The sequence below is a fragment of the Paenibacillus sp. FSL H8-0332 genome, from assembly GCF_037963835.1.
Classification (GTDB): Bacteria; Bacillota; Bacilli; order Paenibacillales; family Paenibacillaceae; genus Paenibacillus_AQ; species Paenibacillus_AQ rhizoplanae.
Map to the genome: position 1 here is coordinate 4,555,445 of NZ_CP150145.1, position 23,407 is coordinate 4,578,851.

A 23,407-nucleotide genomic window follows, 5' to 3' on the forward strand; every position below is an offset into this window, starting at 1 on the left:
GTTGATCCTCCCGGATATGAATTGTGTATAGAATAACGCGTATATGAAGCAGTACCTACATTTTTGGAATAAAAGCGAGCACCAGCTTCAGGAACTGCTCGCGCACACGCTCAGCGGTCTCCATCACCTCTGCGTGATTCAGCGGCTGCGGAAGAATACCGGCTGCCATGTTGGTGATGCAGGAAATACCCAGCACTTCAATCCCGGCGTGACGGGCAACGATGGTCTCGGATACGGTGGACATACCTACGGCATCTGCTCCCTGGCGGCGCAGCATGACGATCTCAGCCGGTGTCTCATAGTTGGGCCCGAGCAGCCCGGCGTATACGCCTTCTTTGAACTCAAAGCCCATACCTGCGGCCGCTTCCTTGGCGGCTGCAATCAGACGCGGGCTATACGCCGAAGACATATCCGGAAACCGTACACCCAGCGCATTGTCATTCGGTCCGCTCAGCGGATTGCGTCCGGTCAGGTTCAGATGGTCCGTGATCAGCATGAGATCGCCCGGTGTGTATTCGGTGTTGACGCCACCGGCAGCGTTGGTGACCAGCAGGCTGGTTACGCCCAGCTCCTTCATCACCCGTACCGGGAAGGCTGTAACCTCAGGGCCGTAGCCTTCATACATGTGGAATCGGCCCTTCATCATGACCACGCGGCGGCCTTCGATCATGCCGATCAGCAGCTCGCCTTCATGTCCTTCTACCGTGGACACCGGGAAATGAGGAATCTCATGATACGGAATAACAACTTCATCTGTAATCAGATCCGCCAGAACGCCGAGGCCGGAGCCCAGGATCAGCCCGATTTCGGGGGCGACGGTGCATTTATCTTTGATATATACGGCTGCTTCTTGAATATTATTTGAGGTTATGGTGGTCATGGTTTGGTTTCCTCCAGAATTAGATTAGTTGAGCCAAAAAGCTTGTCCCGTACTGCGGAGCCTTCGCCCCGAAGTTATCGGAAATTGTGGCGGCCACATCCGAGAAGGTATGGCGGATGCCCAGGCTGCCGGGAGTCTTAAATCTCGGGCTGTAGACCAGAAGCGGCACATATTCCCGCGTGTGGTCCGTTCCGGCATGGATCGGGTCATTGCCATGGTCTGCGGAGATGATCAGCAGATCATCCTCACCAAGCGTAGCGAGCAGCTCAGGCAGCGCCTGATCGAATACCTCCAGCGCACGGCCGTAGCCTTCCGGATCACGGCGGTGGCCGTAGAGGGAATCGAAGTCCACCAGATTAGTGAACAGGAATCCGTTAAACGGCTTGCGCAGCTCGTCGATGGTAATCTGGATGCCGTGTTCATTGCTTTTGGTCGGATAGGTTGCGGTTACCCCTTCACCGGTAAAAATATCATTGATCTTGCCGACAGCAATCACATCCTTGCCGATATCCTCCAGTGCATTCATCACCGTTGGCTCCGGCGGCTTCACTGCATAATCATGGCGGTTCGGTGTACGCACGAAATTCCCCGGCTCTCCGACATAAGGGCGGGCAATTACGCGGCCTACGGAGAACTCGGGAGCCATCGTCAGCTCACGGGCGATCCGGCAGGCGCTGTACAGCTCCTCCAGAGGGATGATATCTTCATGCGCTGCAAGCTGGAACACGCTGTCCGCCGAAGTATAGACAATCCATGCGCCCGTCTTCATCTGCTCCTCGCCGTATTCCACGAGAATCTCGGTGCCGGAAGCCGGCTTGTTGCCGATGACCTTGCGTCCGGTAGCCGCTTCGAACTTCTCAATCAGCTCCGCCGGGAAGCCGTCGAAGTAGGTGTTAAAAGGAACCTCGATCTTCAGCCCCATCAGCTCCCAGTGGCCGGTCATCGTGTCCTTGCCTACGGATACCTCCTGCATTTTACCGTAGTAGCCTGTAGGGGCCGTTACTGGTTCAAGCGGCGGCAGCGGGGCAATATTCGCCAGCCCGAGCTGCTGCAGATTCGGAAGCTTAAGACCCGGAACCCGCTCCAGAATATGTCCCAGCGTATGGGAGCCTGTATCTCCGAAATCAGCGGCATCCGGCGCTTCACCGATACCTACACTATCCAGAACAATAAATCCGATGCGTTTAAATGAGGACATAGCCGTCTTCACTCCTTTTATAGTTTGCATAATTCTGTCGTCTGTTCTAAGCATGAAGAAACTCCGGGAGAACCTCTCCCGGGAGCGATTTCTTCAGTATGATTCCATCATAACTTTCTTACTCACAAAAAGCATCTTTTCGGCTTAATCCAATCCGCCCGCCCGTCTTACTAAGGTCCCTCACCCCTGTACAGCCGGCTATTTCGCCCGGGGATGATGATTCTCGTAGACCTCCTTCATATTCTTGCGGGCAATTCCGCTGTAAATCTGAGTGGTCGAACTATCGGAATGGCCCAGCATCTGCTGCACAGAGCGCAGGTCGGCTCCGCCTTCCAGCAAATGCGCAGCGAAGGAGTGACGCAGGGTATGCGGTGTGATGTCCTGCTCGATCTGAGCTTCACGCGCGTATTTTTTGATGATTTTCCAAAAGCCCTGACGGGTCAGCCGTCCGCCCAGACTGTTCAGGAACAGCGCAGGCTCCTCCCGGCTCGCACGCAGCAGCTTGTCCCGCATCTCCGAGATATAACGGGCTACGCAATCCGCAGCAATCACGCCAATCGGGACCACACGCTCCTTGCCGGAGGCGCCGCTGCAGCGCGCGAACCGCAAGGATGTATTCACATCCTCCACATTCAGCGAGATCAGCTCCGTCACACGGATACCTGTCGCATACAGCAGCTCCAGCATAGCCTTATCGCGCATCCCCTGGGGAGCAGCTTCATCCGGAGCCGCCAGCAGACGCTCAATCTCCTCAATACTAAGAATGATCGGCGGCTTGTGACTCGGCTTGATGGCTTCCATATCCAGCGTAGGATCTTGGACAATCAGCCGTTCCTTCAGCAAAAAATGAAAATAGGCGCGCAGCGATACCGTATTCCGGTTCACCGTGGCTGCTGCCTTCCCTGCTCCGCGCAGGGCACCCAGATAGAGCATAATATGTGTTCTTCTAATCTCTTCGGCCGCGTCCAGGCCTCGCTCTTCCGTAAACTCCAGAAACTGCGAAATATCCCGTCCATAGGATTCTAACGTACTGGGAGACAATCCTTTGTCCCCGGACAAATACTGCATAAACGGCTGTAAGTATGACTTCATCAATTCACGCTCCTGTCAGACTCAGGCTGCTTCATGCGGCTTCGCAGCGGGTTTAGGTCCAGCAGCCGGAACAGCGTTGTTCCATGACATGCTATAGATTGATTCGACATACTTCTCCCTTAATCCTGCATCCGTCCCGTTACTCCCCGTACCAGTAAAAAAGGCGCAGGCGCTCCGCCGCGCTTTGCCCCTGTTCACCGTACTGGACATCCTGAAACGCCCGGACGGCGGTGCCTTCCGGAATCTCAACATTGCGGGTCGGACTGATCCATGCACTGACCCAGCTCAAAACATAATACAGCACACAGCTTACCGCCACAAGCATCGTCATGAAATACAGCCGGCGCACCGTGCGGGGCAGAGAAATAATCATCCAGGCAGCCTCCTCAAAATGATATAAGCGTTTGCGTCTGCATCCTGAAGTAACGTATACAGTGCACATGCCCCCTTCTGCTGCGCCTGGGTAAGCGCATGGCAGGGCGGCGAGTAGAACTCGTCCTTCACTTTATGCGCCGGAGGGCCATGTTATGTATGTTAAGTAATATTTGGCTCCTGGCCGCTCTCACTGAGACGGCTCTGTCGAAATCAGGTGCACTAATGCTCTTCATTTGCCCGTTTAGCCGACTTTGGCTGGATTCAGGTGCACTTGTGCTCTTCATTTACTCTACTTCAACTACCCGTCCAGCTCAATTTTCAGCGAATTTAATGGGATTTATCCCTCTCATTTCCCCGTCCAACCCATTTTCAGCGAATTTAATGGGATTTATCCCTTTCATTCCCTCATTCAGCCCATTTTCAGCGAATTTAATGGGATTTATCCCTTTCATTCCCTCATTCAGCCCATTTTCAGCGGATTTAATGGGATTTATCCCTTTCATTCCCTCATCCAGCCCATTTTCAGCGAATTTAATGGGATTTATCCCTTTCGTCCCCCCGCCGCAGCCCGCTAACCACTCTCCGGGCAATCAAAAAGCTCCCCTCCAGCCATTCAGCCGGGGGAGAGCTTGCGCGGTCATTCCTCATCTGAAGATGAGCTTAGGAATCTCGCAATGAAGCATTCTTAAGTCCAAGTTCTATATACGCTTATTCGGGAGTATTGTCCTCTGCCGGGTTCTTATCCTTGCAGCGGTGGCATATTCCGTGAAAATCAAGTCTATGATCAACCACCGTGAAGTTGTATTCCTGCTCCAGCCGCTCTTCCAGCGGTCCCAGCCAATCCTCACGAATCTCATCCATACTTCCGCACTGCACACAAATCAAATGATGGTGATGATGCTTCGCCGTATCCGTACGCAGGTCATAGCGGGCCACACCGTCTCCGAAATTGATCTTCTCCACGACATGAAGCTCGCTAAGCAGTTCCAGGGTACGATACACGGTGGCAAGACCGATCTCGGGCGCCTTCTCTTTCACAAGCATGAATACATCTTCCGCACTTAAATGATCATCCTCGTTCTCCAGGAGAACTCTTAAGGTCGCTTCCCGTTGAGGTGTAAGCTTGTATCCTTGGGATTGTAGTTGTTGCTTAATCTTGTCTATTCGGGCTTCCATTGTCTGCCTCCCCCTTGGAAAATTACCACACCGGGCTTCAAGCCACTTCTTCCATTATAGGGGGATTTCCTTTGAGAAGTCAAACGGTTTTAGCATCTCAATAGGACTAGCCCGCGCGTTCACAGATCCTCCATATTTGAAAATTCTTCCTCATGCGGCCGACACCAGCATCGGCGTAACCCAGCGCATCATTACCGGTGTCACCCAGGCCTCGAAGCCGGAGATTCCCATCACCAGCAGCGCCATCCCCAGCGAGAGCAGCGTATACATCATGAACGGATGAGTCACCTGCGTGCGGCGCTGCTGTCCCAGCACACGGCTGCGGATCATCAGCAGGGAGAACCCTAGGGCAGCCGCGCTGCATACCAGCAACACCGGAATCAGCACCAGATTATGCGGAGCGACGGAGACCAGGGCGAACAGCATGCCGTGCCAGGAATATTGGCTGACCAGAGTGCCGACGGTGAAGCCGATCAGCACACCTTTGAGGAAATCCAGAATCAGTATTCCCGGGAGTCCGATCACGGACAAGCCGAGCACCCAGATCAGGCCGACCCACTTCAGATGAAAAGCGGCGATGCTCCAGTATGAATCCTGCGCGGCAGGCAGCCCCTGCTGATCGACCGTCACGAAGAAATTGCTTAAGTAATCGCCCAGCTCCTGCTGCTGATCCAGCGTAAGCGCAGTGACGATAAGCGCTCCGAAGACCACCCCGACCAGAAATAATACCGCGACAAAAATATAAAGAGGCGTCTGTTCCTTCACCATCAGCTTTAAACTGCGCACCCTGACATTCCCCTTTCCGGTCACATGTTACACCATATGAGGGAATGTCCTGATCTATGACTTGTCCTTAGCTTTTGAGTACCTTGCCGTAGGTGCCTCCGCCTCCTGAAGAGAGAACGAGCCGCCCGCTGCGGGCCAGCACGATCAGCCCCGCCAGCTCTGCCCCCGCTACAGCGGCAAGCTCGGCTTCCGCAGCCCGGTGCAGAATGTTCATCTCTGTGCCAAAAGCCTCCAGCAGCAGGTTCAGCTTACGCTTGCCAAGGCCTGGAATGAACTCCAGCGGCACCTGGTATTGGTACGGAGGCCGGTAATCCGGTACCTGCGGCAGCGAACGGTCGGCAATCTGCAGAATACGGTCCAGCACACCCTGGACCAGCTTCGGACTGCCGCAATACGGGCAGCGCTCCGAGGTGCTGTAGGCTTCATCGATGATGCTGCCGCAGCCGCCGCAGTAGGTCCGGTGATATTTGCCCAGCCGGGGATTCAGCCCGAAGTTGGCGCTGACCCTGCGTCCTTCCGAGCGCTGGAGCGCCAGCTTCAGCTCCTCGAAGGAGGGCTCTCGCATCTCGATGACATTGTACTCGCGGCCGATTTTGCCGAGGGAATGGGCATCGGAATTGGTCAGGAAGCTGTAACGGTCAAGCTCCGAGATATACCCTGCCATCTCTGAATCCGCACTGAGGCCCAGTTCCACAGCAGCGATACGTTCCAGATCGAATAACTCAGCCATCCGCTCGGCCGCACAGCCATAGAGCCCCTTATGAGGCGTGAAAATATGTGCCGGGATCAGCAGCCCGCCCCGCCCGGTAATCTCGTCCTGAAGCACCCTGGAAGGGGCGTACAGGCGCTGGGAGCTGAGGTTCACATTGCGCATATGGGCGCTCATCCAGGTGCTGAAATCCTCCATCGTCCCGACGTCCGGCATGAAGGCCAGGACATGGCACTCCCGCCGCCCAGGCTCACGGATCTCGATCTCGGTCCCCAGGAGGATCGTTGTCCCCCTGTAGGCAATTCCGCCGCCTTCTGCTATCGTCATCTCCCCGGAATCAAGCGCAGCATGAATATCCCGCAGCACCCCCGGGGAATGGCTGTCGATGATGCCGATCAGGCCAATCCCCTTGCGCTCCGCCGCTTCCTTGGCAATGCCGGCGAAGGTGAGGTCACGGCTGCCGCTGATTTTGACCGCCTGGCCCTCCGAAGTCCGTCCGATATGCACATGCAGATCGCAGTAGACGCTGCTGAGTTCCGCCGCTAGTGCCATTGGCCTGTCAGCGTGTACAGATGCCAGGCATAGACCGCCATCATCGTCTTGGCATCGGCGATACGTCCGTCCGCAATGTACTGGTAGGCTTCCTCAAGCGTAAGCTCGGAGACCTCCAGGAATTCATCCTCATCCAGCGCCATCTCTCCCGGCTGGGCATCCTCGGTCACATAGAGGTGAATGATCTCGTCGGCGAAGCCGGGAGAGGTGTAGAACGACTTCAGAAGCTTCAGCCTCCCGCTGTGAAATCCGGTCTCCTCCTGAAGCTCACGGCCCGCAGCCGCCAGCGGATCTTCGCCCGGGTCCAGCTTGCCTGCGGGAATCTCCACCTCGGTACGGTGCATCGGCTGACGGTACTGCTCCACGACCAGCATTTTACCCTGATTCAAGGCCAGCACGGCTACAGCTCCAGGGTGCTTCACGACTTCCCGGGTTGCGGTGTTGCCGTCCGGCAGTCTCACAGTATCCACCTGAAGCGAAATAATGTGGCCTGCAAAAATCGGCTTTGTTGACAATGTTTCTTCATCCAATGCGGGGTTGCGGTTTATTTCATCTTTTTTCATAGATTTGTGGTCTCCTTTGGCATCGTTATGCATAGGGTGTATTATAGCAAACTTAAGAAGAAAGAAGGAATGCAGGCATGAATGACATCCTTGTCCAAGCAAGCTCATCCGCAGTTACAATGGTAGGTAAACCGGAACAGATTATGGCCGTAATGGCCGGGTGGATGAAGCAATACGGGCGCGATATGCCCCTGGCTTACATCCTGCTGCTCCAGGCAGATTCGCGGATCAAAGCTTCCAAGGCTGGATAATGCCGCTTCATTCTTCCGGTGGGCGTCCATTATATTCGAGGGTATAAGAAGGAGCTGTCTCCCGGTTCATCCCGGAAGCAGCTCCTTTAATGTTATTCATAAGCGGCAGCAGACCGCCTTAGCAAAAGCCTTGGCCTGGCCGGATTCCTGCAAAGCCTCTTATCGGCTTAGCCCTTCTGGCTCTCGGCCACAATGGCAACGACCAGGCTGGCCACCTTGACGATGTCTGCGGCCTTGATCCGCTCCTGCGTGGTGTGGATATCCTCGTAGCCAACCGCCAGATTCACAACCGGAACGTTCAGGCCGTTGAACACATTGGCATCACTGCCGCCGCCGGAGGCGAACAGCCGGGTAGTCAGACCCAGCGAAGTGATCGCCCGGTCAGCCAATTGAACAACCGGATCATTCCCATTAAAGCTGAACGCCGGATAGATAATCTCGCTGCGGAATTCACTCTGCGCGCCGTGGTCGCGCGCGGTAGTCTCCAGCGCCTCCCGCATGGAGGCAATCTGCTTCTCTACCTTCTCCTGCACAATACTGCGGGCCTCCGCATCCAGCTGCACATGATCGCAGACCACATTCGTCGGTCCGCCGCCGGCAAACTTGCCGATATTCGCTGTGGTCTCCTTGTCGATCCGTCCAAGCTTCATGGCCGAAATCGCTTTGCTCGCTACCTGAATGGCGCTGATGCCATCCTCCGGGTTCACGCCTGCATGGGCGGATTTGCCGAAGATCTGCATCGTTACCTTTGCCTGTGCGGGTGCTGCAATAGCGATGGCTCCCACTTCACCGTTGGAATCCAGCGCGAAGCCCATGTCTGCATCCAGATGTGCCGGGTCCATCGCGCGTGCGCCCATCAGCCCGGACTCTTCGCCTGCCGTAATCACGAACTGAATCTGCCCGTGCGGCAGCTTCTGCTCCTGAATAACCCGGATTGCTTCGAATAAGGCAGCCAGTCCCGCTTTATCATCCGCTCCAAGAATCGTGCTGCCATCGCTTCGAATCCAGCCGTCTTCCCCCAGGGTAGGCTTGATCTTCTGGCCGGGCACTACGGTATCCATATGGCAGGTGAACAGCAGCTTCGGCGCGCTCACTCCGCTGTCCGCAGGCCAGGTCACGAACAGGTTGCCAGCTCCGTGTCCCGTTCTCTCCTGAGAGTCATCTTCTGTCGCGGTAAGGCCCAGGCTGCCGAACTTCTCCTTAAGCACATCGGCAATCTGCCGTTCATTCCGGGTCTCACTGTCAATCTGGACAAGTTCCATGAACTCATGGATCAATCGGTCTTGTGATATCATATGGACTTCCCTCTCTTTCTCAGATACGTTACAATGGTTGTACTGCGTTCAATTGTGGGCTTATGCTCATAACTTAAACTAATCTCAAAGGAGTCACTCATGCAACGACAAAAATGGTTTCGCATTATCATCTACATCATGCTGTTCGCTATGATCGCCTCTACGGTGCTGTTCGTCATCGAACCTTTTTTGGCCGGTTAATCACGCTTAGCACTTAAGTAACAGCGTCCGGATTCCCCGGGCGCTGTTTGGCTATACGGAAACTGCTCCAGGAAATGCGGCACCAGCTCTTCAGCAACCGTCCCGATGTCAAAAGCGCGTCCCGTGCATTCCTCAAGCGAGGTCACTCCGTATTCCGCAATACCGCAGGGGATAATCCCTGTGAAGCCGCTTTGCCCGATTCCGGCCGATACGTTGAAGGCGAAACCATGGCTGGTGACAAACCCCCTGCGGAATTTACACTTGTTGAATTTTACACCGATTGCACAGATTTTCTCATCACCGACCCACACCCCGGTATACCCCTGCTTGCGGGTTCCCGTAATTCCATAGGCCTCCAGGTACGCAATAATAACCGACTCCAGCCTGCGCAGATAGCCGTGCAGATCAACCTTGCCGTTCTCGCCCAGCTTCAAAAGCGGGTACCCGACCAGCTGGCCGGGCCCATGATATGTAATATCTCCCCCGCGGTCAATCTCAAACAGCGCAATTCCCTGCTGCCTGAGTTGTTCCCCGCTGAGGAGCAGATGCTCCGGATGATTCTGCGAACCGATGGTGTACGTGGGCGGATGCTGCAAAAGAATCAGCTGCTCGGAAGCAGTGCCCGCGTCAATCGCATGCACCGCTTCCTTTTGCAGCTCCCAGGCCGCCCCGTACTCCATCAGCGGAAGAATGGTAACTGTAAGTTTGCTTAGGTTCAAATTCTCCATGATCGTAAGTTCCCCTTTGCTTCTCATTCTCCCTGTCCTAGGGGTCCGCAGCCGCCTTACTTAGTAGAGCTTCGTCTCCGGGGTGTAGCCTTCCACATTATCCTTCACGCGCTGCAGGAACCGTCCGCTGATGACTCCGTCCAGAATCCGGTGATCCAGCGACAGGCAGATATTCGCCATCGAACGTACGGCAATCATATCATTGATGACGACAGGCTTTTTGACAATGGATTCAAAAGTCAGAATCGCCGCCTGCGGATAGTTGATGATCGGATAAGACAGAATCGAGCCGAACGAGCCGGTGTTGTTCACCGTGAACGTGCCGCCCTGCATATCGTCCAGGCGCAGCTTGCCCTCACGTGTCTTGAGTGCCAGTTCGTCGATCTCGCGGGCCAGCCCGGCGACATTCTTCTGATCGGCTTTTTTGATGACTGGCGTCATGACCGAATCCTCTGTGCCTACGGCCAGCGAGATGTTGATGTCGCGTTTGACAATGATTTTGTCAACGGCCCAGACGGAGTTCATGATCGGGTAATCCTTGATCGCACTGACCACAGCCTTCATCAGAAAAGCGAGATAGGTCAGGTTAATCCCTTCCTTGCGCTTGAACTCATCCTTCAGCTTGTTGCGCAGCACCACCAGATTGGTCACATCGACCTCGATCATCGTCCAGGCATGCGGAATCTCCGAGACGCTCTGGCGCATCCGGGTTGCAATCGTGTTGCGAATCGGCGTCACATCGATCAGATATTCCGAGCTGCTGCCCCGTCCGCCTTCGATCTCAATCGTCGGAATCTTCGGCGATTCGCTTAAGTGCAGGCCGGAGTTGCGGACCGGCTGAAATTCATCCTGAACCGGCTGGAATACAGGCGTCTGCACGGCGGGGGCCTGCGCAGCAGCAGGGACAGCGGCGGAGACCGGAGGCTGAACGGCTGGGGCCTGCGCAGCAGCAGTGGCTGCGGCGGAGGCCGGAGGCTGAACGGCTGCGGCGCCGCTCTCCAGGAACGTGAGCACATCCTTGCGTGTGATACGTCCGCCCAGGCCGGTGCCCGGCACGGCCGCCAGGTTGATGCCGTGCTCGGCGGCCAGCGACTGCACAGCCGGAGAGTAACGGGCCCGCATTGGAGCTGCGGCGTCATAAGCCGCAGCGGGCACTGGCGGCCGCGCGGCGGCGTGAGCCGCCTGCGGGGCGGTGCCGGATGACGCAGGCGGGGCAGCGGCAGGTGTAGGGGCGTCACCGGAAGCTGCCGGTGACGGGGCCGCAGCGGAGCCGGCCACAGCGATGCGGGCGATGATTTCGCCGACGCTGACCGTCTGGCCCTCTTCCGCCAGTAACTCGACCAGTGTACCGTCTACCGTTGCAGGCAGCTCTGCGTTCACCTTATCCGTGATCAGCTCGCAGATCGGCTCGTATTGCTCTATCGAATCTCCCGGCTGCTTCAGCCATTTCCCGATGGTCGCCGATACCAGCGATTCGGCCAGCTGCGGCATGATTACATCCGTCAGCGTTGTATTGTCAGACATAATGTCACTCCTTAATGTTTTGTAAGCACAAGCACCCTGAAGAACTTTGTACACAACTGTCTTCGGAAGCATACACCTAAAGTTTGTAAGCGGATTTTACCGATTTTATGGCCCAATTGGAGATCCAGCCATGAAATCCTGCACTTAATGCAACATTCGCTCATAAAAATCTGCCCAAAATTAAAAATGTTGCACGAAATGCAGCATTCCTCTTCATACAGGCGGCAAAGCGGATATTTTGTTGTATTTCCTGCAGCATTCTGCCTAGCCCACTATTTATTTCGTATCTTAAGTTGCACATTATGCAACATTCCTGCCGGGTCGCGGTGTCCAGGGAGGATGAACTAATGACTTAATACTGCGCCAGACGCAGCATCTCAGCCTTGACCTTATCCTTGCTGAGCAGGAAGAATTTCTCCATCGGCGGTGAGATTGGCATCGCCGGGACATCGGGTCCGCAAAGGCGGAAGATTGGGGCATCGAGGTCGAACAGACAGTGCTCGGCGATGATCGCCGCCACTTCAGCGCCGATGCCTCCGGTCTTGTTGTCCTCATGGACAATCAGCACCTTGCCGGTCTGCCGGACAGCGGCAATAATCGCCTCGCGGTCCAGCGGCTGGAGTGTGCGCAGATCCAGGATATGCGCGGTAACGCCATGCTCCTTCTCCAGCTCCTCCGCTGCCTGCATCGCAAAATGCAGCGGCAAACTATACCCGATCACCGTAATATCGCTGCCCTCACGCAGTAGATTCGCTTCACCAATCGGCACGGTGTAGTCGCCTTCCGGCACATCGCCTTTGATCAGCTTGTAGCATTTCTTGTTCTCGAAGAACAGCACCGGGTCTGGATCACGGACAGCGGCTTTGAGCAGTCCCTTCGCATCAGCCGCCGAATAAGGGGCCACAATCTTAAGTCCCGGTGTACCGAAGAAGATGGATTCAGGACACTGGGAATGATACAGTCCGCCGAAGATTCCGCCGCCGATCGGCGCGCGGATGACAATCGGACAGCTCCAGTCATTATTGGAACGGTAGCGGATTTTGGCTGCTTCGCTGATAATTTGGTTGGTTGCGGGCAGCATGAAATCCGAGTACTGCATCTCGGCAATCGGCTTCATGCCGTACATCGCAGCGCCGATGGCCACCCCTGCAATGGCAGATTCCGCAAGCGGCGTATCCAGCACCCGCTCTGCTCCGAACTGCTCCTGCAAGCCTTTGGTGGTTGTGAACACACCGCCCTTCACGCCGACATCCTCACCCAGCACGAATACCGACTCATCGCGCTCCATCTCTTCCTTCATTGCCAGCCGGATTGCATCAATATATTCCATCATCGCCATGGCTTAAGCTCCTCCCTTAAGGCCGGATTCATCGTACACATGCAGCAGCGTATCTTCCGGTTTCGGGAACGGTGCATTCTCCGCGTAGGTTATGGCCTCTTTCAATTCAAGATTATATTCGGCAGCCAGATCACGCTCCTGCTCGTCACTCCACAGACCGAGTCCGGTGAGATACGTGCGGAACGCGGCGATGCCGTCTTTTTTCCAGTTCGCATCGACTTCTTCCTGGGTCCGGTAAGCCAGATCATTATCCGAAGTGGAATGCGGCGAGAGACGGTACATCATCGCTTCAATCAAGGTCGGCCCCTCTCCGGCAACCGCACGCTCCCGGGCTTCCTTCACTACACGGTAGACCTCAAGCGGATCATTGCCGTCCACCCGGATACCGGGGAAGCCATACCCCAGCGCACGGTCGCTGACCTTGCCGCCAAGCTGTTTATGAGCCGGGATGGAGATCGCATACTGGTTATTCTGGCAAAATATAATGACAGGCAGCTTATTCACACCCGCAAAGTTACAGGCTTCATGGAAATCTCCCTGGTTACTGGAGCCTTCCCCAAAGGTGACAAAGGAGACGAACTTCTTCTTCTGCATCTTCGCCGCAAGCGCGAAGCCTGCTGCATGAGGGACCTGGGTCGTGACCGGGCTTGAGCCCGTTACAATCCGCAGGCGCTTGCTGCCGAAGTGGCCTGGCATTTGCCGGCCGCCGCTGTTGGGGTCCTCCGCCTTGGCGAATACGGACAGCATCAGCTCTCGCGTGGTCATTCCTACCGAGAGAACAAACGCATAGTCCCGGTAATACGGAAGGAAAAAGTCGTTCTCCCGGTCCAGCGCAAATGCAGCCGCGACCTGCGCCGCTTCCTGCCCGATGCCGGATACATGGAAATTGATCTTCCCCGCACGCTGCAACAGCAGACTGCGCTCATCATATTTCCGTCCGAGCTGCATGAATCTGTACATATCAATAACCTGGCCGTCTGTGAGTCCAAGCTGCTTATGTCTGTTAACGGTGTCTACAGTACCTTGGGATTCCATATAAGAGGTACCTCCTAAAAGTTTGGTTGGCGTTCATGCGTTCCGGGTCCGCAACTGTCTGCCGGCTCGGAAGTGTTCACCTGGTGTGTTAAGCTATGACTCAGCCTTGCTTTGCCCTGATCCTATAACCAGGTACTAAATTCATTATAATCCCTTTCCCTCCAAAAAGAAAAGCCAAAATCACCCCACCACGCGGAGTCTTTAGGGTGAAGGCCGGCTCAACTGCTTGGCAGGGACCTAATATAGCCGGTATAGAGTCATTTAGGCGCTTCACGCGCCTTCAGCTCCTTCCGGCTAACTGTATAACCTCTTTATCACATCCTAGTATCCGATAGCTCTTCCATCCACCGCCAGCATCGCTTCCCCGATAATTTCAGACAAGGTAGGATGGGCATGAACAGCCTCTCCGACTTCCCAAGGTGTAGCATCCAGGATCTGCGCCAGTGCCGCTTCGCCGATCAGATCGGTCACATGCGGACCGATCATCTGCACACCGAGGATATCCCCGTTCTTCGCATCAGCTACCACCTTCACGAAGCCGTCCTTCATGCCGTAGACAATGGCTTTGCCGATGGCGGAGAACGGGAACTTGCCGGTTACCGTCTCGCGGCCGAGCTCCTTCGCTTCCTTCTCCGTGTAACCGACACTGGCGACTTCCGGCCGTGTATAGACACAGCGGGGAATCAAATGGGCTTCATATGGATGGAGTGCTTCACCGGCCAGATGGTTAACGGCACGGATGCCTTCATGGCTGGCAGCATGAGCCAGCTGCAGTCCGCCGATACAATCGCCAATCGCGTAGATATGCGGTTCACCCGTCTGCATATTAGCATTTACCGCAATGACACCTGTGTCGAAGCGGATATCTGTATTTTCAAGTCCGAGATTCTCAATATTCGCTACGCGCCCCACGGATACGAGCAGTTTGTCAGCCGACAGACTCTGGCTCTGTTCCCCCTTGCGGGCTTCAATCGTAATCCCAGTCTCTGACACCGTGCAGGTCTCTGCATCTACCGTTGTTCCGGTGAGCACCCGGACTCCACGTTTCTTCAGCAGGAGCAGCAGCTCGCGGGCCACCTCTTCATCCTCCTGCGGCAAAAGCTGTCCGGCAGCCTCAACGACAGTCACCTGTACTCCGAAATCAGCCAGCATAGACGCCCACTCCACTCCGATTACCCCGCCGCCCACAATAATTATTGAGGCCGGCAGCTCCTCAAGCGTCAGCGCTTCTTCACTGCTCAGAATCACCTTGCCGTCCGGCGTAAGACCCGGCAGAACGCGGGGACGCGAACCGGTAGCGATGATGAGATTCGTAGAGACCACGGTCTCCATCTCACCATTTTCCAGTTCCACCGCCACTGCGCCGCTTCGCGGGGAGAAAATCGAAGGCCCGATGATCCGGCCTTTGCCCTTCAGCACCTGAATCTTGTGCTTGCGCATCAGATACTGCACCCCCTGATGAAGCTGCTCCACTACCGCTTCCTTGCGCTGCTGCACTTTGGGGAACACTAGCTTGGTGCCCGTAGTCTCTATACCGTAGCTTTCGCTCTCGTTGATTTCAGCCAATACCTCTGCACTGCGCAGCAGTGATTTGCTGGGAATACAGCCGCGGTGCAGACAGGTTCCGCCCAGCTTGTCCATTTCAATAACGATAACAGATTTGCCCAGCTGCGCAGCGCGGATCGCTGCCACATAACCGCCGGTGCCACCGCCAAGTATCGCTACATCACAGGTCATTGTCATGATATGTATCCTCCAGTCATTCCTCTTGAATTCAGTCCAATCTCTTATATTGTACTCTCTTTCGGGAGTAATTCAAAACATACAAACGTCATGTATTCATGGACTTTTGCAGGCTAAAGCGTTATCATATGGGTGAATTCAAACGGCTGCGAAGAGGAGCGACTGTGATGAAACTGCTGATTTCACGCTTCATTGCCATCCTTATTCTGGTGATCCCCGGCCTCCTGGCGATGACGGGCTTCCTGATGATGAAAGATGATCTGTTCAACTATATCTCCATGCATGGCGACGATACTGCCGTGCCGGATTTCGCCTGGCTGCATTTCGGCGGCGGACTGCTCTTATTCCTGGCAGGAATGTCCTTCCTCGGCGGCTGGATTCTGACCCGTGACCGCAAAAAGAACTATGTGGGCCCCCGCTTCAGAGAGAAACAGAAAGCCGAGCAGCCCCCGTCCTAAGCCTATTTTTGTTCATAACATATAGAAGCAGGGGATGCCTCCAGCCATCATTGAAACGGCTGCGAGGCATCCCCTTGTTGTTAGCTATCGAACATTTAACTGGAGGACTCCCGATTCACACCAGACGCCGCGTGAACTAAACGATGTACTCTGTGAGAGTGCGCTATGAGTCTGCCGCTCAAAGGCTAAGAGTCTAGGGTTACGAGTCCATCACTCAGGCACTACGAATCTATCGCTCATGCGCTGTGAGTCTAACACTCATTGCGTTACGAGCCTGTGACCCAAGCGCTAAGTGTAGTTTGTACAACTATAATGCTCGATTTCGGCCCATGGAGAGGTATAGCTGCACTTCGTACACTTATAAATCACTACTTTGCGTATAAAGACTAATGTGCCCGATCTTAGTTGTACGGAATACATCTATCCGTGAGATTACGAGATACGATTCACAGTATGCGGTACTATATTAGAGCTTACCAACAGCACAATTGCACAATGTACAACAGAAATGAGTAATATCAGGCAAAATTCAGAGGCTATTGCACTTCGTACAGCAGAATTCAGGCAAAACCCACTTTTCACCCTAAATCATCAAAATCTAATGTACCAAATACAATAGAATGCAATTTCCCGCTGAAAAATCAGATGTCTATTGCACAAAATACAGTTACCTTATAAATCATGCGCCGCAGCTTCTGCATCCCATTCACCGTATGCACCAGTGTGAGCACTACCCCGCTTCTTCTCACTTACAACAACACTTACCGTACTTGCCACACTTGCCACACTTACCTCACTTGCCGCCTTACGCACTTACCCTTACCCTCACTTATGCCTCAGCTATGACTCACCCATGTCTCACCCATGCCTCAGCCATGACTCACTTATGTCTCACTTATTTCTCACTTATTTCTCACTCATGCCTCAGCCGCTTCTTTACTCCCCCGCACCAGATCGCTGTAGAGGCCGCCCTGCCGGAGCAGCTCCTCATGCGAGCCCTGCTGAAGCAGGCGTCCGCCCTCAAGCACCAGAATGCGGTCGGCTGCGCGGATCGTGCCCAGCCGGTGGGCGATCACGAAGCTGGTCCGGCCGCGCATCAGCGCCTGGAGCCCTTCCTGAATCTTGATCTCGGTCACCGTATCGATGCTGCTCGTCGCCTCATCCAACACAAGCATGGACGGATTCGCGAGAATTGCCCGGGCAATAGCCAGCAATTGCTTCTGTCCCTGACTGATACCGCTGCCGTCCACAGACAGCATCCGGTCGTAGCCGTCCTGGAGTCTCATGATGAAGGCATGGGCATTGGCCAGCTTCGCGGCGGCCTCCACCTCTTCATCGGTTGCATCCAGCCGGCCGTAGCGGATATTATCGCGGATCGTACCTTTGAACAGGAAGGAGTCCTGCAGGACAAAGGCCATATGGCTGCGCAGACTCTCGCGTGTGACCGTTGACAGCTCCCGCCCGTCCAGCGTAATGCTGCCCCGGCTTGGATCGTAGAAGCGGGACAGCAGGCCGATTAGCGTCGTTTTTCCAGCACCAGTAGGTCCGACCAGCGCAATCATCTCCCCAGGCTTCGCTTCAAACGAAATATCCTGCAGCGTATCCGCACCCCCGTCATAGGAGAAGGAAACCTCCGAGAACTTCACAGCGCCCTCAACATGCGCAAGCTTCACCGCCGCGCCTTCATCCCGGGCCTCCGTCTCCTCATCCAGCACCTCGAAGACACGCTCTGCACCAGCGATGGCCGACAGCAGGGTGTTCCACTGGTTCGCCAGATCATTCAGCGGGCGGGTGAACTGGCGGGCATATTCGGCAAAAGCGATAATAATCCCCACCGTCACCAGTCCGCGGATCGCAAGCAGCCCCCCGACTCCGGCCACGATGGCAAAGCTCAGGTTGTTCAGACCATTCATCAGCTTGGGAATGAAGCCCGAAATCGCTTGAGCCCAATACCCCGACAGCATAATCCGTGTATTGCGCTCTCTGAAGCCGGTAATCACCCGTTCCTCCTGCGAGAAGGCTTTGATAATCCGCTGCCCGGACAAGGTCTCTTCGATGAACCCGTTCAGCTCCCCCATGTTGCGCTGCCGCTCCTTGAACAGCGGGCCGGTCCGGCGGGTAATCCAGCGCATGCCCAGCATCATCAGCGGCACCACAATGAAGGTCAGCAGCGTCAGCAGCGGACTGAGCCACAGCATCACACCAACCGTTCCCACCAGCGTCAGGATACTGGAAAAGATCTGAATCGCCGAGCTGTTCAGCGTAGAGCTGATATTCTCGATATCATTGGTCAGACGGCTCATAATCTCTCCCTGCTGCCTGCGGTTGAAGAAAGAGATCGGCAGGCGGTGCAGGTGCGAGAACAGATCTGTCCGCATCCGGTAGACCGTCTCCTGGGCCACTTCGATCATCCAGATATTTTGCAGCCAGGAGACCAGTGAGTTGAGCAGATAGACCAGAGCCAGTATCAGCAGGAAAATGCCCCAGGTTCTGCCGCCCTCCCCGCCCAGATAATCGTCCACCGCCCGGCTGATCAGGTAGGGTCCAAGGAGCGACAAGGCTGAGCTTAGCAGAACCATGAACAGTACTAAGATCAGCTTTGTCCGGCGCTCTGCGAGATAAGTCCATATGCGTCCTAATGTGCCCGACCAGTTCTTGGCCTTCGTCTTCGGCTTCCGGCTGCCCATCGCCCCGAAGATCTTGGCTTCGCCGTGCCCAACATCCAGCTTAGGATAGCGGAACGGCTCAATAAGTGCTTTGAACATGCTGCCCCTCCCCTGTCTGCGACTCATAGATTTTGCGGTACAGCGCGGATTGGTCCATTAATTCAGAATGGGTCCCCTGCGCAATCAGCCGGCCTTCGTCCAGCAGCAGAATCAGATCCGCCGAGGCGGTTGAGCTGATTTTCTGTGTGATCAGGAAGGTCGTGCAGGATAACTTCTTCAGCTCCGCCAGTAAAAGCCCCTCCGTCACCGCATCAAGCGCACTGGTGCTGTCATCCAGAATCAGAATCGCCGGTCTGCGCACCAGCGCCCGTGCAATGCTCAGACGCTGCTTCTGCCCGCCCGACAGATTGACTCCGCGTTGCCCGAGGGCAGTATCGTAGCCCTTCGGCAGCGCTGCAACCGTCTCATGAATCTGTGCTGCCGCCGCTGCCTGCTCAATCTCTGCCTGACTCGCCGCTGCATTTCCCCAGGCTATATTCTCCCGGATCGAGCCGGTGAATAGCAGTACCTCCTGAGGTACATAGCCAATCGAGCCCCGTAAGGTCTGCATATCCATCTCCGTATGCTTCTGTCCGTCCACCAGGATACTCCCGCTGCCGCATTCATAGAGCCGGGGAATCAGCGTCACCAGAGAAGATTTACCTGAGCCGGTCGCGCCCATAATCGCCACACGTTCCCCCGGCTGCACCGTGAAGGAGACGTCCTCCAGCACCTTAATATCACTGCCCGGATAATTGAAGCTGACCTGCTGGAATTCAACCTTGCCTTGAACAGCCGGCGCAAGACCTTTTCCAGAAGCCATGCCCAGCTCGCCCGTGCCCTCACTTGCCGCCATCACTTCAGCAATCCGTCCGGATGAAGCCCGTGCGCGGGAGAAGCTTACCATGATCCAGGACAGAGCTGATAGCGCTCCCATCGTGCGCAACGAGTAATTAATGACGGCAACCGTCTGCCCCAGCGTTGCATCGCCTGTGGAAATCTCAATCCGTCCGAACCATAGCACGGCCAGAATCCCCGCATTGACAATGATCATAATGAACGGTGTCGAGGTCTCGGTGAGCCGCAGCGCCGCAATAGTCGATCTCATCAGCTCTCCGCTGAACGTTGCGAACCGGCCGATCTCATGGCCCATCCGCACAAATACACGGATCAGCCGGATTCCGGTCAGATTCTCTTGAATAACACCATTCACACCGTCAAGCCTCGTCTGCACATTACGGAACAGATCGGACGCTCTGCGCATCAGCCAGATCATGAAAATCACCAAAAACGGCAGGGTCACCGTCAACAACAGCCCCAGCTTGATATGTACAACAAGCGCCATAATCACGCTCCCTACCACAACCAGCGGAATACGGGTCATGAACCGCAGCCCCATGAATATCGTATCCTGAATTTGTGTTACATCGCCCGTAAGGCGGGTGATCAGGGATGAGGTAGGGAAGCGGCTGAATATATCGTAAGAGAACGACTGTACCTTTTCATACAGCTTGTCACGCAGGTCGAACGCGAACCCCTGACTTGCATGCGACGCAAAAAAGGAGCTGAGTATTCCCGCCAGAAACGCCACAGCGGCACTCCCCACCAGCACACCGCCCCACAGCCAGACGACCGCCGTGTCCTGTTGCCGGATACCGTCATCAATGATTTTGGAGATCAGCAGCGGTTGCGACAGCTCTACGGCCAGCTCAATCAGCATCATGACCAGCGCGGCAATGGCGGCGACACGGTATTTTTTAAGAAAAGTCAACATTAGCTTCATCGAAGATACCCCATTTGCTTATTCGTAGAGCGCATCCCGCAGGCGGGTAGACATTGCAGAGCCTTGTCCCGACTTCAAAATGACCCGGCGCAGTGCCTTGTTGCTGCGGTTCAGCTCGGTGAGCTCGGCCAGCATTTCTTCCAGTAAAATCTCCGCATCAGGGGTAAGCTCCCCCTTCTCCTTCAGCACATTGACCCGTTCCTTGTATTGCTCCAATTTCTCTGTCACCTGACTTACTTCCCTTCTGTTCCCTATATTCTCCTGCTGAAGACACAATTGCGTTTATTATAGCACATCCCGGGTGGAAGCAATGTTTGCACTGGCTACCCCGGCCCCGAGTATGATACTCTAGTAAGGTCGCATTTTTCGGATGAATACTCAGCTAAACTGAACAGCGAAAGGATAGATGGACGATGGCACAGTTATTTTTCAGGTATGGAGCTATGAATAGCGGCAAATCCATTGAGATTCTCAAGGTTGCACATAATTATGAAGAGCAAGGCAAGTCGGTGCTCCTGTTCACTCCATCCCTTGACGACCGGGACGAAATCGGGTACATCTCCTCCCGGATCGGACTGCGCAAGCAGGCCATTCCTATCGATGAGCAGACCGATATCTACAGCATTGTCAGCAGCAGTCTGCCGAAGCCGCATTGTGTACTGATCGACGAGTGCCAGTTCCTGAGCAAGGAGTGCATCCTGCAACTGGTGCGCATTGTGGATGAGCTTGACATTCCCGTGATGGCCTTCGGCCTCAAAAATGATTTCCAGAACAACCTGTTCGAAGGCAGCAAATATATGCTAATCTACGCCGACAAGATTGAAGAAATGAAGACCATCTGCTGGTTCTGCGCACGGAAAGCCACCATGGCACTGCGGGTCGAGAACGGCAAGCCGGTATACAGCGGCAAACAGATCCAGATCGGCGGCAACGAAGCCTATTACCCGGTCTGCCGTAAATGCCACAAGAATCCCCCATTGTAAAATACCCTAAAATAGAACATTAAAACGCACTCCAGCCCTGATCAGGCCAGAATGCGTTTTTTGTTTGCCAGTCTATTGAACCGCTTGAAGCGCCCGATGCTCATCCTCCATGCGGACGAACAAATCATGCTGCATCGCAGTCTTCCCGCCAAAGTTAGCACGCTGAGTGACCGCCCTCATCCCGCCGTTAATCCGGGAGCGGTGCGGGATGCCTGCTGCCGCTAGGCGGCTTTTGACTAGTTCAGATAACGTTCATGAAGAACCCGCAGATGATGCAACTCATGTCCAATGATCAGAGCAATCTGCGCTCTAACCGACATCGCATTGCCATTGGCGCTGCCCGTGCGGATATAATCATCATCCGCCAGACTGTCTACCAGCGCCAAGGTGGACTCGCGGACGATCCGGTAGTGCGCAATCATCGCCTGCAGCGTGAAGCGGTCGAACGCCCCTGCAGCCGCATAATCATTCTCCTCATAGCCCGGCAGCGGCGCCTGCTCCCCCCTCGCAAAACACAGCAAGCGGTAAGACATAATGCGGTCATTATCTATCAGATGCCCCAGCATTTCCTTGATACTCCACTTCCCGGGGGCATAGCGGTAGGCCCCTTGCTCCTCCGTCAGCCCGCCGAGCAGAGCCAGCACCTGCTGAGTCTGCTCTCTTAGAATGACACTCAGTTCTCCTTCAGGCGGCACCAGTGTAATATATCTGGACTGAAAATCGGTATACTCTCCTTGCGCAGGACGCTGATTCATGGTAAAAACCCCTCTCCAATCCAATTTTTAAGAAATATTTGCCGGATTGTGTCAAAACCTGTTGTTGTATCTTAGCCTATTATGTATAATATCACCAGGATTACAGATTAGTTAACCTATTTCCCGGGAGTGTACGCATGCTGGATTTTGTGCTTTATATGGTATTTTCTATCTTAGAAACATCTGCAATGTTTTATTTGGCTTTCAAGGTTTTTAAGATCGATATTTATCTAATTGAAATAGTATTTGCTGGTTCCCTTATGGCATTTGTATCTTTCGTTCTCCGTCATGATTATGAAATGGTATTGACTGATGTATTCTTCCAATATCTGTTGACCTTCTGCTTTTTATGGCTTTTGTTTAAAATTCATGTCTTTTACGCTGCCATAATGACAGGATTGGCTTATTTAGCATATATGCTTGTTCAATCCACAAGTTATTTCATATTAAAATTATCAGGTGTATACTTTATAGTTATCCCTTTTATACCCGATAATGTATATCTCCTTCAACTGATTTCTGCAGGACTTACAATAATAATAGCTTATAGTGTCGGCAAACGGCGAAAAGGCTTTGACTTCGTTCCAGACAAGCAAAACTATAAGGTAAACATAGATTTCCGTGAAATCAAGCTTTTTATCCTTAGTGCACCTGCATTATTAATAGTCATAGTTATGTTAATCTTAGCCCAAAGATACTCCCAGTACTTCTTCCTGATCCCTATGATATATGCCGTTCTGCTCTATGCTTATCTATATCTTTCATACAAAAAGGATCGAACGCACAATGAATTCAATAGCTAATAGAATTGCCGTCAGCATTAAAAATGCAAATCCTGAGGAGACCCATTCCGTTGAGGTTATGGAATACTCATTGGGCATTATATTGAATACATTATTAATTGTAGTAAGTTCAGCCATCATTGGTCTTTTTCTAGGTCGTTTTGCAGAATGTATGACCTTTCTATTATGCTTCTGCATCCTACGCCTCAGTTCTGGCGGTTTTCATCTAAAAACAGCCTTGGCATGTAATATTGTCACAACTTTATTGAGTACTACTTTGCCGTCATTCGTTACCCTGTCGAATTCAGCACTGTGGATTGCTAATGTATTTAGTTTAATCATAATCATTACTTTCGCTCCGAACCCGGACAAGAATGCGAGAATCTCCACTTCGATATACCCTTTATTGAAGTTGGTTTCTATAGTCATAGTGTTAACTAATTTTTTTCTGCAATCAACTGTCGTCGGGTTGGGGTTCCTGGTTCAATCCCTAA

Annotated in this window: 26 protein-coding genes; 6 read left to right on the plus strand and 20 right to left on the minus strand. The window is 54.0% G+C overall.

All coding sequences use genetic code 11. The features are described 5' to 3' along the window. Window positions 1-55: 55 nt before the first annotated feature. The 9 genes from NST43_RS19765 to NST43_RS19805 form a co-directional block, all read right to left on the minus strand. Window positions 56-880, minus strand: coding sequence for a purine-nucleoside phosphorylase (locus NST43_RS19765; RefSeq protein WP_339218865.1), 825 nt, complete (start codon window positions 878-880; stop codon window positions 56-58). A gap of 19 nt (window positions 881-899) precedes the next feature. Continuing rightward, a complete protein-coding gene (gene deoB / locus NST43_RS19770) occupies window positions 900-2,078 on the minus strand; it encodes a phosphopentomutase (protein WP_339218866.1) in 1,179 nt (392 codons plus the stop codon). A gap of 198 nt (window positions 2,079-2,276) precedes the next feature. Then, window positions 2,277-3,170 (minus strand): site-specific tyrosine recombinase XerD, encoded by an 894-nt coding sequence (gene xerD / locus NST43_RS19775; protein ID WP_209984267.1) that lies wholly within the window; start codon window positions 3,168-3,170, stop codon window positions 2,277-2,279. A gap of 139 nt (window positions 3,171-3,309) precedes the next feature. After that, window positions 3,310-3,543 (minus strand): DUF4227 family protein, encoded by a 234-nt coding sequence (locus NST43_RS19780; protein ID WP_209984270.1) that lies wholly within the window; start codon window positions 3,541-3,543, stop codon window positions 3,310-3,312. Between the two features lie 313 nt (window positions 3,544-3,856). Continuing rightward, complete coding sequence (locus NST43_RS19785) at window positions 3,857-4,135, minus strand: hypothetical protein (protein ID WP_339218870.1); 279 nt, start codon at window positions 4,133-4,135, stop codon at window positions 3,857-3,859. Window positions 4,136-4,253: 118 nt separating this feature from the next. Beyond that, window positions 4,254-4,721, minus strand: coding sequence for a Fur family transcriptional regulator (locus NST43_RS19790; RefSeq protein WP_036732017.1), 468 nt, complete (start codon window positions 4,719-4,721; stop codon window positions 4,254-4,256). A 150-nt stretch (window positions 4,722-4,871) separates the two neighbouring features. Then, window positions 4,872-5,507, minus strand: a complete 636-nt coding sequence (gene spoIIM, locus NST43_RS19795) for a stage II sporulation protein M (protein WP_339218875.1) — start codon at window positions 5,505-5,507, stop codon at window positions 4,872-4,874. Window positions 5,508-5,574: 67 nt separating this feature from the next. Then, entirely contained in the window at window positions 5,575-6,768 is a 1,194-nt protein-coding gene (locus NST43_RS19800; protein WP_339218877.1) for an endonuclease Q family protein, read from the minus strand. Then, window positions 6,759-7,331 (minus strand): NUDIX hydrolase, encoded by a 573-nt coding sequence (locus tag NST43_RS19805; RefSeq protein WP_339218879.1) that lies wholly within the window; start codon window positions 7,329-7,331, stop codon window positions 6,759-6,761. Before NST43_RS19805 ends, NST43_RS19800 begins: the two co-directional genes overlap by 10 nt. Window positions 7,332-7,408: 77 nt before the next feature. Between NST43_RS19805 and NST43_RS19810 the strand changes: the two genes are divergently transcribed. Beyond that, entirely contained in the window at window positions 7,409-7,582 is a 174-nt protein-coding gene (locus NST43_RS19810) for a hypothetical protein (RefSeq protein ID WP_209984276.1), read from the plus strand. Between the two features lie 167 nt (window positions 7,583-7,749). Here NST43_RS19810 and NST43_RS19815 read toward each other — a convergent pair whose 3' ends face one another. After that, window positions 7,750-8,877, minus strand: a complete 1,128-nt coding sequence (locus NST43_RS19815; protein WP_339218881.1) for a M20/M25/M40 family metallo-hydrolase — start codon at window positions 8,875-8,877, stop codon at window positions 7,750-7,752. A gap of 99 nt (window positions 8,878-8,976) precedes the next feature. Here NST43_RS19815 and prli42 point away from each other — a divergent pair, with 99 nt between their 5' ends. Beyond that, window positions 8,977-9,078 carry a stressosome-associated protein Prli42 gene (gene prli42, locus NST43_RS19820; protein WP_143803916.1) on the plus strand — a complete coding sequence of 34 codons (102 nt, stop codon included), beginning with the start codon at window positions 8,977-8,979 and terminating at the stop codon, window positions 9,076-9,078. On the opposite strand, the gene lipB is transcribed toward prli42, so the two are convergent. The 5 genes from lipB to lpdA all read right to left on the minus strand — a co-directional run bounded on the left by lipB (window position 9,075) and on the right by lpdA (window position 15,447). Further along, window positions 9,075-9,806 carry a lipoyl(octanoyl) transferase LipB gene (gene lipB / locus NST43_RS19825; protein ID WP_209985111.1) on the minus strand — a complete coding sequence of 244 codons (732 nt, stop codon included), beginning with the start codon at window positions 9,804-9,806 and terminating at the stop codon, window positions 9,075-9,077. The two genes, prli42 and lipB, sit on opposite strands and share 4 nt — an antisense overlap. A gap of 60 nt (window positions 9,807-9,866) precedes the next feature. Then, window positions 9,867-11,330 carry a dihydrolipoamide acetyltransferase family protein gene (locus NST43_RS19830; RefSeq protein ID WP_339218884.1) on the minus strand — a complete coding sequence of 488 codons (1,464 nt, stop codon included), beginning with the start codon at window positions 11,328-11,330 and terminating at the stop codon, window positions 9,867-9,869. 352 nt (window positions 11,331-11,682) lie between these two features. Beyond that, window positions 11,683-12,669: an alpha-ketoacid dehydrogenase subunit beta gene (locus tag NST43_RS19835; protein ID WP_339218886.1), complete on the minus strand. Its 987-nt coding sequence runs from the start codon at window positions 12,667-12,669 to the stop codon at window positions 11,683-11,685. Between the two features lie 3 nt (window positions 12,670-12,672). After that, window positions 12,673-13,704, minus strand: coding sequence for a thiamine pyrophosphate-dependent dehydrogenase E1 component subunit alpha (locus NST43_RS19840; RefSeq protein ID WP_209984285.1), 1,032 nt, complete (start codon window positions 13,702-13,704; stop codon window positions 12,673-12,675). Between the two features lie 321 nt (window positions 13,705-14,025). Continuing rightward, the gene (gene lpdA, locus NST43_RS19845) at window positions 14,026-15,447 is read right to left on the minus strand and encodes a dihydrolipoyl dehydrogenase (protein ID WP_339218887.1); all 1,422 of its coding nucleotides are present in this window, start codon (window positions 15,445-15,447) and stop codon (window positions 14,026-14,028) included. 167 nt (window positions 15,448-15,614) lie between these two features. On the opposite strand from lpdA, the gene NST43_RS19850 reads away from it, so the two are divergent. Beyond that, window positions 15,615-15,905, plus strand: a complete 291-nt coding sequence (locus NST43_RS19850; RefSeq protein WP_209984302.1) for a DUF2627 domain-containing protein — start codon at window positions 15,615-15,617, stop codon at window positions 15,903-15,905. Window positions 15,906-16,822: 917 nt separating this feature from the next. On the opposite strand, the gene NST43_RS19855 is transcribed toward NST43_RS19850, so the two are convergent. Genes NST43_RS19855 through NST43_RS19865 form a run of 3 tightly spaced genes read right to left on the minus strand, consistent with a single transcriptional unit; the run spans window position 16,823 to window position 20,621 of the window. Next, on the minus strand, window positions 16,823-18,670 hold the full coding sequence (locus NST43_RS19855) for an ABC transporter ATP-binding protein (RefSeq protein ID WP_339218889.1): 1,848 nt from the start codon (window positions 18,668-18,670) through the stop codon (window positions 16,823-16,825). Then, window positions 18,651-20,393: an ABC transporter ATP-binding protein gene (locus tag NST43_RS19860; RefSeq protein WP_339218890.1), complete on the minus strand. Its 1,743-nt coding sequence runs from the start codon at window positions 20,391-20,393 to the stop codon at window positions 18,651-18,653. Before NST43_RS19860 ends, NST43_RS19855 begins: the two co-directional genes overlap by 20 nt. Before the next feature lie 18 nt (window positions 20,394-20,411). Beyond that, the gene (locus NST43_RS19865) at window positions 20,412-20,621 is read right to left on the minus strand and encodes a hypothetical protein (protein ID WP_339218891.1); all 210 of its coding nucleotides are present in this window, start codon (window positions 20,619-20,621) and stop codon (window positions 20,412-20,414) included. Between the two features lie 185 nt (window positions 20,622-20,806). On the opposite strand from NST43_RS19865, the gene NST43_RS19870 reads away from it, so the two are divergent. Together NST43_RS19870 and NST43_RS19875 are read left to right on the plus strand one after the other, a co-directional pair. Then, the gene (locus tag NST43_RS19870; protein ID WP_209984314.1) at window positions 20,807-21,376 is read left to right on the plus strand and encodes a thymidine kinase; all 570 of its coding nucleotides are present in this window, start codon (window positions 20,807-20,809) and stop codon (window positions 21,374-21,376) included. A gap of 75 nt (window positions 21,377-21,451) precedes the next feature. Continuing rightward, the gene (locus tag NST43_RS19875) at window positions 21,452-21,601 is read left to right on the plus strand and encodes a hypothetical protein (protein ID WP_339218892.1); all 150 of its coding nucleotides are present in this window, start codon (window positions 21,452-21,454) and stop codon (window positions 21,599-21,601) included. A gap of 11 nt (window positions 21,602-21,612) precedes the next feature. Here the strand turns inward: NST43_RS19875 and NST43_RS19880 are convergent, their stop codons facing one another. Next, entirely contained in the window at window positions 21,613-22,131 is a 519-nt protein-coding gene (locus NST43_RS19880) for a DinB family protein (RefSeq protein ID WP_339218893.1), read from the minus strand. A gap of 137 nt (window positions 22,132-22,268) precedes the next feature. Here NST43_RS19880 and NST43_RS19885 point away from each other — a divergent pair, with 137 nt between their 5' ends. Beyond that, window positions 22,269-22,934, plus strand: a complete 666-nt coding sequence (locus tag NST43_RS19885) for a hypothetical protein (protein WP_339218894.1) — start codon at window positions 22,269-22,271, stop codon at window positions 22,932-22,934. Between the two features lie 201 nt (window positions 22,935-23,135). Here the strand turns inward: NST43_RS19885 and NST43_RS19890 are convergent, their stop codons facing one another. Further along, window positions 23,136-23,342 (minus strand): hypothetical protein, encoded by a 207-nt coding sequence (locus NST43_RS19890; protein ID WP_339218896.1) that lies wholly within the window; start codon window positions 23,340-23,342, stop codon window positions 23,136-23,138. Between the last annotated feature and the right edge of the window lie 65 nt (window positions 23,343-23,407).

Bases quoted from the DNA above. Each gene is read 5' to 3' on its own strand.
- NST43_RS19800 (WP_339218877.1), bottom strand. From the start codon at position 6,768: ATGGCACTAGCGGCGGAACTCAGCAGCGTCTACTGCGATCTGCATGTG.
- NST43_RS19840 (WP_209984285.1), bottom strand. From the start codon at position 13,704: ATGGAATCCCAAGGTACTGTAGACACCGTTAACAGACATAAGCAGCTT.
- NST43_RS19815 (WP_339218881.1), bottom strand. From the start codon at position 8,877: ATGATATCACAAGACCGATTGATCCATGAGTTCATGGAACTTGTCCAG.
- lpdA (WP_339218887.1), bottom strand. From the start codon at position 15,447: ATGACAATGACCTGTGATGTAGCGATACTTGGCGGTGGCACCGGCGGT.
- NST43_RS19805 (WP_339218879.1), bottom strand. From the start codon at position 7,331: ATGAAAAAAGATGAAATAAACCGCAACCCCGCATTGGATGAAGAAACA.
- lipB (WP_209985111.1), bottom strand. From the start codon at position 9,806: ATGGAGAATTTGAACCTAAGCAAACTTACAGTTACCATTCTTCCGCTG.
- NST43_RS19780 (WP_209984270.1), bottom strand. From the start codon at position 3,543: ATGATTATTTCTCTGCCCCGCACGGTGCGCCGGCTGTATTTCATGACG.
- NST43_RS19890 (WP_339218896.1), bottom strand. From the start codon at position 23,342: ATGACTATAGAAACCAACTTCAATAAAGGGTATATCGAAGTGGAGATT.
- NST43_RS19835 (WP_339218886.1), bottom strand. From the start codon at position 12,669: ATGGCGATGATGGAATATATTGATGCAATCCGGCTGGCAATGAAGGAA.
- NST43_RS19885 (WP_339218894.1), top strand. From the start codon at position 22,269: ATGCTGGATTTTGTGCTTTATATGGTATTTTCTATCTTAGAAACATCT.
- NST43_RS19860 (WP_339218890.1), bottom strand. From the start codon at position 20,393: ATGAAGCTAATGTTGACTTTTCTTAAAAAATACCGTGTCGCCGCCATT.
- prli42 (WP_143803916.1), top strand. From the start codon at position 8,977: ATGCAACGACAAAAATGGTTTCGCATTATCATCTACATCATGCTGTTC.
- NST43_RS19810 (WP_209984276.1), top strand. From the start codon at position 7,409: ATGAATGACATCCTTGTCCAAGCAAGCTCATCCGCAGTTACAATGGTA.
- NST43_RS19870 (WP_209984314.1), top strand. From the start codon at position 20,807: ATGGCACAGTTATTTTTCAGGTATGGAGCTATGAATAGCGGCAAATCC.
- NST43_RS19790 (WP_036732017.1), bottom strand. From the start codon at position 4,721: ATGGAAGCCCGAATAGACAAGATTAAGCAACAACTACAATCCCAAGGA.
- NST43_RS19765 (WP_339218865.1), bottom strand. From the start codon at position 880: ATGACCACCATAACCTCAAATAATATTCAAGAAGCAGCCGTATATATC.
- deoB (WP_339218866.1), bottom strand. From the start codon at position 2,078: ATGTCCTCATTTAAACGCATCGGATTTATTGTTCTGGATAGTGTAGGT.
- NST43_RS19880 (WP_339218893.1), bottom strand. From the start codon at position 22,131: ATGAATCAGCGTCCTGCGCAAGGAGAGTATACCGATTTTCAGTCCAGA.
- NST43_RS19830 (WP_339218884.1), bottom strand. From the start codon at position 11,330: ATGTCTGACAATACAACGCTGACGGATGTAATCATGCCGCAGCTGGCC.
- xerD (WP_209984267.1), bottom strand. From the start codon at position 3,170: ATGAAGTCATACTTACAGCCGTTTATGCAGTATTTGTCCGGGGACAAA.
- NST43_RS19850 (WP_209984302.1), top strand. From the start codon at position 15,615: ATGAAACTGCTGATTTCACGCTTCATTGCCATCCTTATTCTGGTGATC.
- NST43_RS19855 (WP_339218889.1), bottom strand. From the start codon at position 18,670: ATGTTCAAAGCACTTATTGAGCCGTTCCGCTATCCTAAGCTGGATGTT.